The sequence below is a fragment of the Halolactibacillus sp. JCM 19043 genome, assembly GCF_001310395.1.
GTDB lineage: Bacteria > Bacillota > Bacilli > Bacillales > Amphibacillaceae > Halolactibacillus > Halolactibacillus miurensis.
This window is the reverse complement of record NZ_BAXD01000003.1, coordinates 41,416-57,642: the sequence shown is the minus strand read 5'-3', so window position 1 is coordinate 57,642 and position 16,227 is coordinate 41,416. Positions and strand designations below refer to the sequence as shown.

The 16,227-nt window shown below is 40.4% G+C and carries 15 protein-coding genes and 2 pseudogenes; 2 read left to right on the top strand and 15 right to left on the bottom strand.

Annotated features, from left to right (window positions below):
• Nucleotides 1–9: 9 nt before the first annotated feature.
• Both smc and JCM19043_RS17240 read right to left on the bottom strand, forming a co-directional pair.
• Nucleotides 10–3,039 carry a chromosome segregation protein SMC gene (gene smc, locus JCM19043_RS03045; protein ID WP_231631378.1) on the bottom strand — a complete coding sequence of 1,010 codons (3,030 nt, stop codon included), beginning with the start codon at nt 3,037–3,039 and terminating at the stop codon, nt 10–12.
• On the bottom strand, nt 3,015–3,578 hold the full coding sequence (locus JCM19043_RS17240) for an AAA family ATPase (protein WP_231631377.1): 564 nt from the start codon (nt 3,576–3,578) through the stop codon (nt 3,015–3,017). Before JCM19043_RS17240 ends, smc begins: the two co-directional genes overlap by 25 nt.
• Before the next feature lie 120 nt (nt 3,579–3,698).
• On the opposite strand from JCM19043_RS17240, the gene JCM19043_RS03040 reads away from it, so the two are divergent.
• Nucleotides 3,699–3,908, top strand: a complete 210-nt coding sequence (locus JCM19043_RS03040) for a DUF1128 family protein (RefSeq protein WP_062319887.1) — start codon at nt 3,699–3,701, stop codon at nt 3,906–3,908.
• A gap of 62 nt (nt 3,909–3,970) precedes the next feature.
• On the opposite strand, the pseudogene rnc reads toward JCM19043_RS03040, so the two are convergent.
• The 11 genes and pseudogenes from rnc to JCM19043_RS02985 form a co-directional block, all read right to left on the bottom strand.
• Nucleotides 3,971–4,653: pseudogene (gene rnc, locus JCM19043_RS03035) on the bottom strand (ribonuclease III).
• A gap of 95 nt (nt 4,654–4,748) precedes the next feature.
• Entirely contained in the window at nt 4,749–4,982 is a 234-nt protein-coding gene (locus tag JCM19043_RS03030; protein WP_062319884.1) for an acyl carrier protein, read from the bottom strand.
• A 33-nt stretch (nt 4,983–5,015) separates the two neighbouring features.
• On the bottom strand, nt 5,016–5,750 hold the full coding sequence (gene fabG, locus JCM19043_RS03025; RefSeq protein WP_062319882.1) for a 3-oxoacyl-[acyl-carrier-protein] reductase: 735 nt from the start codon (nt 5,748–5,750) through the stop codon (nt 5,016–5,018).
• On the bottom strand, nt 5,747–6,688 hold the full coding sequence (gene fabD, locus JCM19043_RS03020) for an ACP S-malonyltransferase (protein WP_062319880.1): 942 nt from the start codon (nt 6,686–6,688) through the stop codon (nt 5,747–5,749). The genes fabG and fabD overlap by 4 nt, the downstream gene beginning before the upstream one ends.
• A complete protein-coding gene (plsX, locus tag JCM19043_RS03015; protein ID WP_062319878.1) occupies nt 6,685–7,689 on the bottom strand; it encodes a phosphate acyltransferase PlsX in 1,005 nt (334 codons plus the stop codon). Before plsX ends, fabD begins: the two co-directional genes overlap by 4 nt.
• 12 nt (nt 7,690–7,701) lie before the next feature.
• On the bottom strand, nt 7,702–8,265 hold the full coding sequence (gene fapR / locus JCM19043_RS03010; protein WP_062319876.1) for a transcription factor FapR: 564 nt from the start codon (nt 8,263–8,265) through the stop codon (nt 7,702–7,704).
• A 92-nt stretch (nt 8,266–8,357) separates the two neighbouring features.
• Nucleotides 8,358–10,394, bottom strand: a complete 2,037-nt coding sequence (gene recG / locus JCM19043_RS03005) for an ATP-dependent DNA helicase RecG (protein ID WP_062319874.1) — start codon at nt 10,392–10,394, stop codon at nt 8,358–8,360.
• Nucleotides 10,395–10,404: 10 nt separating this feature from the next.
• Nucleotides 10,405–11,286, bottom strand: coding sequence for an L-serine ammonia-lyase, iron-sulfur-dependent, subunit alpha (gene sdaAA / locus JCM19043_RS03000; RefSeq protein WP_062319871.1), 882 nt, complete (start codon nt 11,284–11,286; stop codon nt 10,405–10,407).
• Between the two features lie 89 nt (nt 11,287–11,375).
• Nucleotides 11,376–12,040 (bottom strand): annotated as a pseudogene (gene sdaAB, locus JCM19043_RS02995) (L-serine ammonia-lyase, iron-sulfur-dependent subunit beta).
• Between the two features lie 91 nt (nt 12,041–12,131).
• On the bottom strand, nt 12,132–13,799 hold the full coding sequence (locus tag JCM19043_RS02990; protein ID WP_062319869.1) for a DAK2 domain-containing protein: 1,668 nt from the start codon (nt 13,797–13,799) through the stop codon (nt 12,132–12,134).
• 37 nt (nt 13,800–13,836) lie between these two features.
• Entirely contained in the window at nt 13,837–14,199 is a 363-nt protein-coding gene (locus JCM19043_RS02985) for an Asp23/Gls24 family envelope stress response protein (protein WP_062319867.1), read from the bottom strand.
• 354 nt (nt 14,200–14,553) lie between these two features.
• Between JCM19043_RS02985 and rpmB the strand changes: the two genes are divergently transcribed.
• Nucleotides 14,554–14,742 carry a 50S ribosomal protein L28 gene (gene rpmB, locus JCM19043_RS02980; protein ID WP_062319866.1) on the top strand — a complete coding sequence of 63 codons (189 nt, stop codon included), beginning with the start codon at nt 14,554–14,556 and terminating at the stop codon, nt 14,740–14,742.
• A 173-nt stretch (nt 14,743–14,915) separates the two neighbouring features.
• Here rpmB and JCM19043_RS02975 read toward each other — a convergent pair whose 3' ends face one another.
• On the bottom strand, nt 14,916–15,563 hold the full coding sequence (locus JCM19043_RS02975; protein WP_062319863.1) for a thiamine diphosphokinase: 648 nt from the start codon (nt 15,561–15,563) through the stop codon (nt 14,916–14,918).
• 2 nt (nt 15,564–15,565) lie between these two features.
• Complete coding sequence (rpe, locus tag JCM19043_RS02970) at nt 15,566–16,225, bottom strand: ribulose-phosphate 3-epimerase (RefSeq protein WP_062319861.1); 660 nt, start codon at nt 16,223–16,225, stop codon at nt 15,566–15,568.
• Nucleotides 16,226–16,227: the final 2 nt, after the last annotated feature.

Genomic DNA, 16,227 nt, shown 5'->3' with positions numbered 1-16,227 from the left:
CCTTCTTTCTTATGCTTCATTTAAAATAGCAGCTGTTTCTTCTAGTTTTACTGAGACAAAGCGAGAGACACCTGACTCTTGCATAGTAACCCCATATAAGACGTCTGCACCTTCCATCGTGCCTTTTCTATGAGTAATGACGATAAACTGTGTCTCTTGACTATAATCCTTCAGATAGCGGCTAAAACGTTCGACATTAGCTTCGTCAAGCGCGGCTTCCACTTCATCTAGGACACAAAATGGCACGGGTCTCACGCGTAAGATACTAAAGAGTAAGGCAATCGCGGTGAGTGCTCGTTCACCACCTGAGAGTAACGCTAATTGTTGGGCTTTTTTACCTGGTGGTTGGGCTTTTATTTCAACCCCTGTTTCAAGTAAATCATCTGGATTCGTTAACTTAAGTTCTGCATGTCCCCCACCAAATAATTGTTGAAACACTTCGCTAAAGGCCGATTTAATTTGGCTAAACGTTTTATCAAACCGCTTCTCCATCTCGGTATCCATTTCAAAAATAACATCGTATAATGTTTCCTTTGCCTCAAGTAGATCTTGTTCTTGGTTTGTTAAAAATTCAAACCGTTCATTAATACGGTCATACTCATCAATCGCCCCAAGATTAACGACACCTAATTCATCAATGTCACGCTTTAATAATTTAACTTTCATCTGGTCTTCAGCTAAGGTCTCGGTTTTGTCCGTCTCCTGTTGAAGCCGCTCAAAACTCATTTCATATGTTTCTTGTAAGTAGTTTAAGCGATTTTCTAATTCGACATCCAAACGATTCGCTTTCACTTCTAAACGGTTTTGTTCTTCTTTTTTTGCTGTTAGCTGATGACGTTCTGTTTTTAACTCAGCTTCTTTTGTTTCAAGCGTCGTTTGTAAGTTTAACCGTTGCTCGCGTTTTTGCTGAATCGTTTGTAGTAACGTCTGTTTTTCTTCTTCCAATGTTTTCAGCGTTTGAGCGAGGGCTTGTTTTGCTGCTTGATGTTTATCTTCATCCTTATGCAGATCATAAGCGTCGGTTAATTGTTGAACCGTCTCTAACAATTCTTGTTCTCTTGCTTTAACTGCTGTCAATTTTTCTAATTGATATTCGAGCGCCTTCATTTGTTCGGCGTAGTCGATCTTAAGTTGTTGCCACTGTTGATCGTATTGTTTCTTATACGCTTCATGGTGCTCTTTTTCTTCTTCTAGCTGATCAATGGCTTCTTTTAGCGCATCTAGCTGGGCCTTTGTTTTCGTTAACTTTTCTTCAGACTGTTCTTGTTTATTTTTCAATTGATTTTGATCATCATTAAACGTCTGAAGTAAGCGCTCATTGTAGTGATAACTTTCTTCTTGATGCTTTAATTCAAGTACTTTTGCTTTACGCACATCTTCCAATGCATTAAAGTGTGCCTTCTGTTCTGACATCGTTTCTTCCAGTGACTGAAGCTCTTCTTTTAACGCTTGATAAGCCTTTTCTTTCGCTTTAATCGAGTCCATATACGCGTCTGTTCGTGTCACAAATGCGTGTAACTTTTCTGTTACTTGCTTTAATTCCGTTTCACGCGAAAACAAAGAGGACTGTTGACGTTTCATCGCTCCACCGGTCATCGACCCACCAGGATTGACAAGATCCCCATCAAGCGTAACTACCCGGAATTTCCGGTCAACAGCGGTTGCGATACTATTCGCATCTTTTAACGTTTTAGCAATCAACGTCTGTCCGAGTAAATATTGAAGCACAGGGCGATAAGGTTCACTCGTATGAATCACGTCACTTGCGACCGCAATAAAGCCTGGTTCATGTTGTAATCGCTCTTTATAGACATGTGGCAGCACACGCGGTTTAATGGTCGTGAGCGGATAAAAAGTCGCTCGCCCTTGGTTATGTGTTTTTAAATATTGAATAGCTTCTCGGGCGGCTTTTTCATCTGAGACAATCACGTGCTGGGATTGCGCACTCATTGCCGACTCCATAGCCATTTGATAGTCACGCGGAATATCAATCAGCTCAATCACGGCTCCGTGGATACCTGTTAGAGCGTTTTTATCGCGTGCTTTAAGGACAGCTTTAACCCCTTGATAAAAACCTTGAAAGCTTTCTTTAAGCTCTTCTAACATATCTTTCTTAGATTCTAACTGATCAATTTGTCTTTCTGCATGGCGGCGTTTATCGTACATGTCTTGAAGTCGCGCTGACTCTTCGTCTAACTTGCTTTTTAAAGCACTGACATCCTTATTCTGACGTTCAAGCGTCTCACCTAACGCTGCCGTTTCTTGCGTGAGCTCTTTTAGCTCGTCATTTAGTTCAGCGCATAGAGATTTTTTATCGTTTACCTGCGCTTTAAAATCTAACTCTTTGTTAGACAAGTTGTGATAGTCTTTTTCATATGAGTCTCTGGCGTGTTTGAGTCGTGCCTCTTCGTTTAAAAGCTCGATATAATCACTTTTCTTATCGGCTAATTGTCGGTCAAGGTCATCGACAGACACCGCTAATTTTTCTTTCATATGAGCGATTTTAATTTTCAAATCTTGTACAGATTCAAGCATCGTACTATACGTCGTTTCAAGTGACTGTCTTCTCTTTCGCTCATCAGTGAGTGCTTGTTCGTTTTTTTCTTTATCTTCTACTATTTTATCTAGCGAAGCTTGTGCATGACGTTCACGTTCCAATAAGAGTTTTTGTTCACCCGATTGTTTTTCAAGTGTTTCTGTTACTTCTAATAAGGACGTTTGAAAAGACTGAACCTCTTCGTCAATGTGGTCTAACTGCGCATGAATATCATCATTTTTTTGCTCTTTTTGATCTAACTCCAGTTGCGCTTGAATCACATGATCTTTTAATTGGTCAATTTTCGCTAACTGTGCACGCCATTCTGTGAGCATACGATCAATTTCTGTATGAAGAACGGACTTTTCAACAGTCATCAATGCTTTCTTTTTCGCTAAGTAATCTTTAGCCACTGTCGCTTGTTCTAAGAGCGGTTCGCGCTGTTGATTAATTTCATGAAGAATATCCTCTACGCGGTTTAAGTTTTCTTCTGTTTCAACCAATTTAAACTCAGCTTTTTTCTTGCGTTGTTATATTTTAAAACACCCGCCGCTTCTTCAAAGATCACCCGGCGTTCTTCCGCCTTTGAACTTAAAATCTCTTCAACTTTACCTTGACTAATAATAGAGAAGGCTTCGCGTCCTAAACCAGAATCTAAAAACAAATCAACAATATCTTTCAGTCGACAAGACTCTTTGTTTATGTAGAACTCACTCTCGCCTGAGCGATAGACCCGGCGTGTCACACTGATTTCATTATAATCCAGCGGAAGGGTTCCTGAACGGTTATCTAGCGTTAAGGTTACCTCAGCCATATTAAGTGGCTTACGCGTATCACTCCCTTGAAAAATAATGTCTTCCATTTTCGTTCCACGCAATGATTTCGCTGATTGTTCACCTAGTACCCAGCGAATCGCATCTGTCACATTACTTTTACCACTGCCATTTGGACCAACAACAGCTGTCACACCTGGGACAAAATCAACGTGAATCTTTTCGGCAAAGGATTTAAACCCGACCGATTCTAATTTTTTTAAATGCATATTGTCGTCACCTTTTCTAATTAAACCAAAGAGTTAGGCACTCCTTGTTTCTTTTTCGCCGACTTTATTTTATCATAGATTAAGGACAGTTAGAAGATGAGATATGAGGGGGATAAACAAATGTCAACGAACCAATCACTTGAGTCATTGCTAAAGACGTTACAATCAAGGTTAAATGTTGTGAATGAAGGTGTATTTAATCCAGAAGATTTTGATCCAGACAAGATAGATGATTTAGCTGCACTTGTCAATTTTATCGAAGCACGCTCGCATTTATCTTTACAAGAAAATGAGGCTGTCATTACTGAATTAAAAGCCTTACGAAAATAAAACATCGCTTGAATCTATGTTAATTACAGGGATTCAAGCGATGTTTTGTACACTTTATTTTTTTAGGATTGGTGCAAATCAAGCGCCCGTTTAGCTGCACGTTGTTCTGCTTCTTTTTTCGTCCGGCCGTGGCCTTTTCCTGATACTTCTTGATTAATTTTCACATGAGCGACAAACTCACGGTCATGGGCAGGTCCATGTTCAGCGATAATTTCGTATTCAATTTCAGCATGTTTATTTTGTTGGATCAATTCTTGCAGTTGACTCTTATAATCCAGCCCATGTAAAAAGGCCCCTTCTTTGACTTTGGGATAGACATGCTGTTTTAAAAACGAAACCACGACTTCAAATCCTTGATCGAGATATAACGCCCCGATAAAAGCTTCAAATACATCTGCTAAGAGTGCCGGTCGTTTTCTTCCTCCGGTGCGTTCTTCACCTTTTCCTAGTAAGACAAATTTATCAAAATGCAATTCTTTCGCAAATTTCACCAGGCCGGTTCACAAACGATGGATGCTCTTAATTTAGTTAATTCACCTTCGGCTTTGTTTGGAAATTCACGGTAGAGATATTGAGAAATACCCAGTTCTAAAACGGCATCACCTAAAAACTCTAATCGCTCGTTATCTTGATAAATCCGATTTTTATGCTCATTGACGTAGGATGAATGAGTAAATGCTTGTTCAAGTATCTTTTGATCATGAAAGAAAATCCTTAACTCTTTTTGTAAATCTTTAAAATTCATTCCTTCACCTCCTTTTTTTCTCCCTATATCTTATCTTTATTTAGTGAAAAAAGCAAAGGTCTCGTTTAAAAAAACGAGACCTTTTTCAATATTTTTTAAGCTTGACTGTCTATGTAGTTCACAGCATCAGCTACTGTTTGAATTTTTTCTGCTTCTTCATCAGCAATTTCCATATCAAACTCATCTTCAAGTTCCATCACTAATTCAACAACATCTAGTGAATCTGCTTCAAGATCATCTTTGAAAGATGCTTCAAGTGTTACTTTTTCTTCTTCCACATCTAAACGGTCAACAACAATTTTCTTTACGCGATCGAAAGTTTCTGCCATTTGTCATTCACCCCCTTTCAAATAATATTATGATTACATGTACATGCCACCATCAACCGACAGCGTCTGTCCTGTAATATAGCTTGCCGCATCCGACGCTAAGAAATACACAGCATCAGCCACTTGTTTCGGTTCCCCAAGAGCTTTGAGTGGTATTTGATTGAGCAATAATGTTTTTTGTTCATCTGAGAGTGCATCTGTCATATCAGTCGTAATAAACCCAGGAGCCACCGCATTGACACGAATCTGTTTGGCTGCGAGTTCTTTCGCGGCTGATTTTGTCATGCCAATCACACCTGACTTCGCTGCGACATAGTTAATTTGACCAGGGTTTCCTGACAAGCCCACAACAGAACTTAAGTTAACAATCGCGCCACCTTTTTGTTTCATCATCGGACGTGCGACAGCTTTCATCATCAGAAAGACACCTTTTAAATTCGTATCAATCACCGCATCAAAATCGGCTTCTTTCATGCGCATAAGCAAATTATCACGCGTAATACCCGCATTATTAACGACAACATCAATCTGTCCAAACGTATCGATCGTCTCTTTGACCATGCTTTTGACATCAGTCTCATCGGCGACGTTTGCTTTTACCACAAGGGCTTCTTGACCTAAAGCTTCTACTTCAGCCTTCACAGCCAACGCTTTGTCTTCATTACCATTGTAGTTTACCACAACACTATAGCCATTTTCAGCAAAAGTTAAGGCGATTTCTCGACCAATTCCTCGCGATGCTCCAGTAATAAGGGCAACTTTTGTCATGATTCATCCTCCTTGTACCATTGAACAAAGGCCGTCAATGAGTCTTGATCTTCTACTTGAAAAACACGTGCCCGTCGATGAATTTTTTTCACTAAGCCGGTTAATACTTTTTTATTACCGACTTCGACAAAGGCATCAATTTCATCATGATCTAACAGATGGCGGATACTTTCTTCAAACCGTACTTTACTATAGAGCTGTTCTGTTAACCTGTGTTTAATTTCATCCGGGTCTGTTTCCGCTTGCGCTGTCACGTTATGTAATAACGGGACTTGCGGGACTTTAACATCCACATCCTTTAAGACAGATGCAAACTTGTCTGCTTGCGGCTTCATAAATGACGAGTGGAACGGCCCACTTACCGCTAAAGGAATGACACGTTTGGCGCCTTTTTCTTTTAATAACGGCGTTATTTCTTCAATCTTTTGTTTGTCACCTGAAATAACAATTTGACCAGGTGAATTAAGGTTAGCTATTTCTACTTGGTTATTTGTCGTATTTAATACGTCTTCAAGCACATCCTCAGTTAGACCAAGGACCGCACTCATCCCGCCTTTACCTTCTGGGTCGGCTTGTTCCATCAATACCCCTCTTTGGTAGACGAGTGTCGTTGCTTGTTCTAAAGTTAAACTCCCACTCGCAACAAGGGCACTATATTCTCCTAAACTATGTCCTAAGACCGCAACAGGTTCAACCCCTGCTGCTTTTAGAGCGTCTAACAATACACCACTTGTTAAAACAAGCGCCGGTTGAGCATGTTTTGTTTCTGTTAATGATTCGATTGGACCGTCAAACATTAACCCGCGCAGATCAAAACCTAACCAATCATTTGCTTGGTCAATCGTTTGTTTGGTTTTTTGGTCATGTTGATATAGACTCATGCCCATCCCTAAGTCTTGGGACCCTTGTCCAGGAAACATGAAGACAACACGTTTCATTCGCTCACCTCCATGTCCTTCATTGATTGAACCGTGTCAGCAATCGTCTCGCTCACCCGGTGTTCAACCATGGTCATAGTTTGTTTAATGGCGCTATAAATCGCTCGGTCATTGGAAGACCCGTGCGCTTTAACCACAGGCGCTTTTAAACCGAATAAAGCCGCGCCACCGTACTCTGCGTAATCTAATTGGTCTTTTAAACCTTTTAAATCTTTCTTTAAGACGGCGGCGGCGAGTTTAGTTTTTAGTGATGACATGAAAGTTGCTTTAAGCATCTTAAACATGTTCATCGCTGTCCCTTCGACTGTTTTAAGAGCAATATTGCCACTAAAACCATCCGTTACGACCACATCGGCCACACCTGAGAGTAAGTCACGCGCTTCCACGTTACCAACAAAGTTAATCGGTGCCTGTTGTAACAATTGAAACGCTTCTTTTGTTAATTCTGTTCCTTTATTATCTTCTGTTCCAACATTTAATAAACCGACGCGTGGTTGTTTTATCCCGCGTACTTTTTCGGCATAAATTGACCCCATGATACCATATTGTAGTAAATGTTTCGGTTTCGCTTCAACATTCGCTCCGACATCAAGCAGGACGAAGCCTTTTTGATCAATCGTCGGTAACGTTGGGCTTAATGCTGGGCGCTCAATACCTTTAATTCGGCCAACTTGAAATAACCCCGCACTCATTAATGCCCCCGTATTCCCGGCTGAAATACACGCATCCGCGCGGTGTTCTTTCACCTCATTAGCCATTAAGACTAAAGAAGCATCTTTTTTACGACGTACCGCTTTTACGGGTTCATCGTCCCCTGAAATCACGGTCGTCGTATGGATCATCTCAATCCGCTCGGTTGAAGTTAAAAACGACTGAATCTTTGATTCATCACCGACTAAAATAATCGTTAAATCTTTATGAGCTTTGGTTGCTAACATCGCACCTTTTACAATGGCTTCTGGTGCATGGTCGCCACCCATTGCATCTATGACAATTCGCATGAATTTTGCCTCCTACTGTTCCTTCTGGCGATACATCGTAAAGTTCCCTTTAAAAACGGGTTCGCTTTCTACAAAACTTTCCACGACCACACGTGTCCGGTTGTGTTTTTCCAACGTTTCTACGTGTGCTTTAGCTACGACACGTTCGCCTTGTTTCACTTGTCGAGTAAATTTAATCTCAGCCTTTTCAGTTAAGGCAAGTTCATCATCAATCACGGCCACCGCAAGTGAATTGGCTTGGGCAAACAAATGGTGCCCACGCGCGATATCATTGCGACTAAATACATGGTCTTTCGTAATATCTAATATGGAAATCGCTCGGTGATCAAGTTCAAGATCAATGATCTCTCCTATCACATCATCTAGCGGGAGTGCCTTCACTGTTTCATTCCACTGATCTGTCGCTACCGACTTGATTCGTTCACGTAATTCTGGAATCGATAACTCCATCCGATCTAACCGAATCGTTTGAATGCTGACCCTAAAAAAGTCCGCTAAGGCTTCGTCAGTAATAAAAGGCGTTTCTTCAATTTTATCTTTTAATTTCTCTTGGCGAATTTTCTTTGGTAATCGCATGTTTTCACCACCTATATCTGTGCCGTTTCTTCATCCTATGACTAGGTACTAATAGTAATATATATGACTTTGATTGTTTTTGCAAGTCTAAATTAATCAAATCCTTGTTGATATTGTTTTAAAATCGTTTCCACATGTTGTTTTAAAGGGGCATAGTCTAGGTCATTATCTAACAAATCACCGTATATAATATCAGTCGCATCGCGTCTTGCTGTCTCAAGCGTACGATAATCCTCCACTAAATCCGCTAAACGAAATTCTGGTAAACCGCTTTGTTTTTTACCGAAGAAATCCCCCGGACCACGTAACTTTAAATCATACTCAGCCAGTTCGAATCCATTGGTCGTCTCTGTCATGACCCGCATCCGCTCTTTTCCGACATCACCTTTTGGATCAGCAATCAAGATACAATAACTTTGTGTATCGCTTCTTCCTACTCGACCACGTAACTGGTGTAGTTGTGAAAGACCGAACCGCTCCGCATCATAAATAACCATCACGGTCGCATTTGGGACATTCACACCGACTTCAATGACCGTTGTCGAGACTAATACATCACGCTTTCCTTCAGTAAACTCCTTCATGACCGCATCTTTTTCATCATTTGTCATACGCCCATGTAGTAAGCCAATCAATACCCGGCTGTCATAATATACCGCTAACTGTTGATACAGATCAACCGCATTCTGGATATCCATCTTATCAGACTCTTCTATTAACGGTGTAACAATATACGCTTGATGCCCTTTATTTACTTCCTTTTCAATAAATGCTAAGATACGGTCTAACATAGTGTCTTTCACCCAAAACGTTTCAACCGGTTTTCGACCAACGGGCATCTCATCAATAATAGACACATCCATATCCCCAAAACTTGTTATCGCTAATGTCCGCGGGATTGGGGTTGCGGTCATAAATAGCACATCAGGATCCATGCCTTTCTCACGCAACACTTTCCGTTGATTCACACCAAATCGGTGCTGTTCATCAATGACAACAAAGCCGAGGGAATCAAAATCAACCTCAGCTTGAATTAAAGCGTGTGTTCCGATGACGACATCTACTTCGCCACTCGCAAGTCCCGCTAAAATCTCCCGCCGTTTTTTACCTTTGACTGACCCTGTTAACAATTCAATGTGGAGCGTGTCTTTAAACAGCTGACAAAAACCTTGATAGTGTTGTTCTGCCAGAATTTCTGTCGGCACCATTAACGCACTCTGACTACCAGCCGTATGTGTCAAGTAGATGCCAATCGCCGCCACAATCGTTTTCCCTGAACCAACATCCCCTTGCAGTAAGCGGTGCATGCGATAAGGTGAGGTTAAGTCTGCCTGAATCTGTTTCATCGCTTTCATCTGAGCGTCTGTCAGCGTGAACGGTAACGCATGGATAAACTGTTGCACCAGCTCAAAATCCGGTTGTTTTTTAACACCGGTCGTTCGTTCGCGGTTAAACTTTTTAATCGCCTGAAGTTTTAACTGAAACAACAACAATTCATCATACACGAGTCGTCGCTTTGCTTGTTTTAAATGTTTAAAACTTTCCGGGAAATGCATCTGTTTAAGCGCGTAAGCTAAAGAAATCAATTTATACTTCGTCATATATGTATCGGGTAAAAATTCATCTAGTTGTCCTTCGACTTGTTCTAAGGCTTGTTTGATTAGTTTTTTAAACCGTTTTGACGGAACGACTTGTTTTAATAGGTACACAGGTTCAATCGGCTCATCCGGTCCTTTCTCACCAAGAAAGTGATGCTCCGCTGTTAACTGTTGACGGTATTGATCCCACTTTCCTGTGACAGTCACCGTTTTACCTGCTTGTAATTGTGTTTTTAAAAAGTGGCGATTAAACATGATGACTTTTACTATCACATCACCGACTTGTAAGGGAAAAGTTAAACGAGATTTTTTCTTACCAAAAAAGCTCACTAAACTATCGGCGACGATTGTCCCTTGAATCGTCGCCTTTTGTTCGTGGATCAGTTCACTTAGCGGTAAGATTTGATGATGATCATAACGTGATGGAAAAGTATAAATTAAGTCTCTAACCGTATAGATGTGTAATTGATTGAGTTTTTCTTCTAGTGCCTCACCAACACCTTTTATTGTCGTTACTCGACTATCCAACATCGTTATCCACTCACTTTGTCGTTTGATTTGAGAATATTTCTTGAGCTAGTCGTTTCCCCGTTGGTGTGGCAGCCAAACCACCTTCTGCGGTCTCTTTAAATGCTACAGGCATCCGTTGACCGACGCGGTACATCGCTGAAATAACCTCATCCGTTGGAATGACGCTCTTCACACCGGCTAAGGCCATATCGGCAGATACAATGGCTTGAGAGGCGCCTAGTGCATTGCGCTTCACACAAGGTACTTCAACGAGACCAGCGACAGGGTCACATATTAACCCTAACATATTTTTTAGTGTGATACTAAAAGCATGCGCGGACTGCTCGGGCGTCCCGCCTGCCATTTCAACGACAGCAGCCGCCGCCATTGCAGAGGCTGACCCAACTTCTGCTTGACAACCCCCTTGCGCGCCCGAAATAAAGGCATTATTCGCCACCACTAACCCAAAGGCGCCTGTCGTAAATAAAAACTTGACCATATCTTCTCTTGACGCGTGTAATCGGTCTTTTACCGCAAATAACACACCAGGGACACAGCCGGCACTCCCTGCTGTTGGTGTAGCACACACTTTCCCCATCGCAGCGTTAACTTCATTTGTCGCCACCGCTTTACTAACCGCATCTAGTAAAATAGGACCTGAGAGAGGCTCGTGTTCAGTGAGATACTTATTGATTTTCACCGCATCGCCACCAGTCAGCCCAGTAACAGAGCGCACGCCCTCTAAACCTCGCTCAATAGCTTCTTCCATCACTACTAACTGAGATTCCATTCGACTAAATACATCTTCATAACTCAATTCATATAAAGCCATTTCACGTTCAATCATAAGATCTGCAATGGCTGTATTTTTTAATTCTGCCAGTTCAATTAATTCTTTTACAGTACGAAACATCCTAACTTCCCTTTCCTTGTCTCTATTTATCTCTATCGAGATTATACTTACAACAAACGATATGACGCGACATTAACTGAACCCAAACATCAATCGACGACTTTAGCGAGCCGCAAAATATGTTTAGCATCACGTAAAGCGGCTTCTACCTCTGGTTCAATGTTCTGATCTAATTCAATTGTCATGAGCGCTTCTTTACCAACATCTTTACGATTTACTTCCATCCGTCCGATATTTATTTCGTAACGGGCTAAAATTTCTGTCACTGATGCGATCGCTCCGAAACGGTCGTTATGCATCACTAAGATGGCAGGATGGTTACCTGACAAGTTTAAGTTAAAGCCGTTTAACTCAACAATTTCAACTTTACCCCCACCAATCGATTGACCGACCAACTCTAAATGATCTGTGGCATTCATTACTTCGATTCTCACCGTATTTGGATGAGGTACCGCAGAATAATCTTCGATAAACTCCACATGAATGCTTGATCTTTTGCGTGAGACAAAGCGTCAATGATTCGCTCATCATCCGTATTATATCCTAAAATCCCCGCGATTAAAGCAACATCAGTCCCGTGTCCTTTATACGTTTTTGCAAACGAGCCGTACAAGTGACATTTGACGTAATGAATGTCTTCAGCAAACAAGTAACGTGTCGCTCGTCCAATTTTCACTGCTCCTGCGGTATGAGAACTCGATGGCCCAACCATGATAGGTCCTATAATATCAAAAACTGATTGAAATTTCCCCATTCAGTCATCTTCCCTTCAACTTTAAAAATTAATGATATAAAGAAAAGTGTCTCGAAATAAAAATTCGAAACACTTTCGTCTAAATTCACGCTTATTCAACTGAGAAAATATAAGAATAGATGGGTTGTTGTCCTTGATGAACTTCAACTTCAAGATCTTCAAATTCTGCTTCTAAGTAATCAACGATCGCTGTCGTTAACTCATCTGTTGCATCTTCACCTTGTAATAACGTGAAAATCTCATCATCTTCATCAACTAATTCATTCAGTAACGCTTTGATTGTTTCAAATTGATCTTTATTAGATGCTTTGATTTTGCCATCGAGTAAGCCCATAAAATGGCCATTTTCAATTGTCAAACCGTCAATTTGCGTATCGCGAACGGCATACGTAATCTGCCCCGTCTTCACAGCTTTTGCACCGTCAATCATCTGTTGTTTATTTTCTTCTAAATTCGCCTCTGAATTAAACGCAAGTAAGGCGCTCATGCCTTGAGGAATGGTTTTTGTCGGTACAACGACGACGTCACACTCGGCTAATTCAGCTGCTTGTTCAGCGGCCATAATAATATTTTTATTATTAGGTAAGACGATCACTTTTTTCGCATGGGCTGCTTTAATTGCTTCTGTTATATCTTTTGTGCTAGGATTCATCGTCTGTCCGCCTTGCATCACGACTGTTGTACCTAGACTCTTAAGTAATTCAGCAATACCCTCACCAACTGAAACAGCGACAATACCGTATTCACTTAATTCTTTTGCCGTTTCTTTCGGTTGGTCTTCGTTCACGATTGCACTGTGTTGTTCACGCATGTTTTCTACTTTAATCATCATAAAGCTACCAAAACGTTGCGCTAAGTTCATCGCTTCACCTGGATATTCCACATGCACATGCACACGGACATAATCATCATCTGAAACAACGAGTAATGAATCACCCATTTCTGATAATTCCGAACGGAATGTTTCTTCGTCATACGGATGATCTTTTAACTTATCGTCTTCGAACTTCACCATGAACTCCGTACAGTAACCGAATTCAATCTCTGATGTATCCATATAATCTTGGTGATGTGATTGGTGATGTTCAGCACTTACTAAGTCATCCATCGCCACAGAAGCCACTTCACGTTCTGGTAAGGCTTCACCTTTTAATGAAGCTAAAAACGCTTCATAAATCACAACAAGTCCTTTACCACCACTATCAACAACACCGACTTCTTTTAAAATCGGTAAGAGTTCTGGGGTATAATCCAAAGATACTTTACTCGCTTTTACAACTTCTTCTAGAAATACTTCTAAGTCTTCTGTCGTTTCAGCAATTTCTAACGCTTTATTTGCTGTATCTTTTGCGACAGTTAAAATTGTTCCTTCTACAGGTTTAATAACCGCCTTGTACGCTGTTTTCACACCGTTCTCTAAACCTTTAGCGAAAGTTTTCGTTGTAAGAACATCAAGTCCTTCAACCCCTTTACTAAACCCTCTAAAAAGTTGAGACAAAATAACACCTGAGTTTCCTCTAGCACCCATTAAAAGACCTTTAGCAAACGCACTAGCTACGTCACTAATCGTTGGATTTTTTAGCTTACTTACTTCCTGAGCACCTGATGTCATTGATAAATTCATGTTTGTTCCTGTATCGCCATCTGGCACAGGGAATACGTTTAATGCATCAATCATATCTGCATTATTTGATAAGTGATCGGCGCCAACTAACACCATTTCTTGGAGCTTGTCACCTTCTAGTTGTTTTAATACCACAATGAGTTCCTCCCTTTAAACCTTACAAAAATAGACGTTAGTCAGCTTGAACACGTACGCCTTGAATATAAATATTTACTGCTTTAATTGGTAAGCCTAATGTCTTATCTAATGTATACTTGACTTGTGATTGCACGTTGTGAGCAATTTCAGAAATCTTAGTACCGTAGCTCACAATAATATACATATCAATAGAAATTTCATCTTCTTGTTGTGTCACAACCACACCTTTAGAAAAGTTCTCTTTTCTTAAGATTTCGGCAATACCGTCTTTTAATTGATTTTTTGACGCCATACCAACGATACCGTAACACTCAATGGCTGCACCACCAGCGACAGTAGCAATAACTTCATTTGTTATAGTGACGTGACCATCTTTTGTTGTTAATTCAATTGTCATCTGTTTACCTCCTAATTTGAATCTACCGTTTTTATTATCTCTTCATTTCTTTCACGATTAAAAACATGCATAGCCATTAAACATTTTACAATACTTTTTCACTTAAGAAAAGGATTTAACAAAAGAAAGCGTAGGAAACACTTTTATCCCTTTGTTTTTTAAATTTTTCTTCTCCCATTACTTTGAATGAAAAACCTTATGCTGTCAAGTGTTTATCCTTGATTTGCGACTAAAAACCTTGAAGTGATAAGCTTCTAAAAGAAGTTTTTTACTTAAATTTAATTGCAATTGTCGATTAACTATGATAAATTATATGAGTATGAAATGAGATAGTTGTATGTAGGAGGGAAAAATATGAGCCGTAAATGTGTCGTAACCGGACGTAAGACAGTTTCTGGAAACAATCGTTCACACGCTATGAACGCTAACAAACGTAACTGGAAAGCAAATGTTCAAAAAGTACGCATCATGGTAGACGGTAAACCAAAACGTGTTTACGTATCTGCTCGTGCATTAAAATCTGGTAAAGTTGAACGTGTATAATACGTTAATGATGAAATAAAGCGCAGTTGCCACTTATGGCCTGCGCTTTATTTTTATGCCTTTACATCTTAATGACGACACCTTAAGCTAATGCTTTCGCATCCGCTGCAATATCTTCCCGATAAAACTTGGCACTTTCACTGTAAAAAAGAGCATTCCCCTCAACCCTCTCATTAAAAAGTTTCTTGGTCTTCAGCACTTATTACTATGAGTATGCCTTTAGTGAAGGAAATAGACCCTTCAATCGTTAGGAGATGATTCGATAACGTCAAACTCGAGCCCTCTTCTAATGTCCGATCCACTAACGGATATTTAAACCCGTCTAACGTCACTCCGATAACTTTTTCGGTCGCAGGTAAAATCGAAATATAACGTTCGGGGTTTAGTTGAACCTTATGCACACCCGGTACATAGACGTCCATCGTATGATAACGATCGATCATTTTTGCCTTGATATTTCGTTTAACTAAGCGTTTCAACAAAGCGAGATTAGCTAACGTGTGGTCTAATCGACCGCCAGTAATACCATAAAAAATCAAGGTGTCTTCTGGTTGTTGTTGTATTGATTTAACCGCAAGTTCTAAATCTGAATCGTCTTTATCCGCCGGAAAAAGATGCATGTGTTTCGCATGTTGTTTAATTCGTTGCCGTTCTTCCGCCGTGACAGAATCAAAATCCCCAATCGCTTGAAATAGCGGCAGACTTTCTTCTAGAATATATAAACTTCCTCGGTCACAACCAATCCAATAATCAACAGGTTGATCTTTTAAACAAGGAAGGAGAGCCTTTGGCCCTCCTGCAACAATACCGTAAACGGTCATAATTACTTTTCCTCGATGACTTGACGTAATTGATCAATCGCTTCTTTACGGTCGGTTTTATTAAAAATAAAGCTCCCCGCAACGAATACATCAATACCTGCTTCTTTACACCAACGAGCTGTTTCTGTATTAATGCCACCATCTACTTCAAATTCTAAGTCAAGTTGCATATCTTTACGCCACTGATCGGCTTGTTTAATTTGATCGAGTACACTCGAAATAAATGACTGACCACCAAACCCTGGGTTCACTGTCATAAACAGCAATAAATCGAGTTCTGGTAAAATCGGACGAATTAACTCCACAGGTGTCGCAGGATTGATTACAAGTCCTGCTTTCACACCTTTTTCTTTAATATGCATAATCGTTCGGTGCAAGTGGGTACACGCTTCATAATGTACGGTAATAATATCCGCCCCACTGTCTGCGAATTGATCAATATAGTGATCTGGATTTTCAATCATTAAATGAACATCCAGCGGTAAAGTTGTTATGGGGCGAATCGCTTCAACGACAAGTGGACCAATCGTAATATTAGGGACGAAATGCCCATCCATGACGTCAACATGAATATAATCCGCACCTGCTTGTTCAACTTCTTTAATCTCATCGCCTAATTTACTAAAGTCTGCGGATAAAATCGATGGGGCTATTTTTGACATAA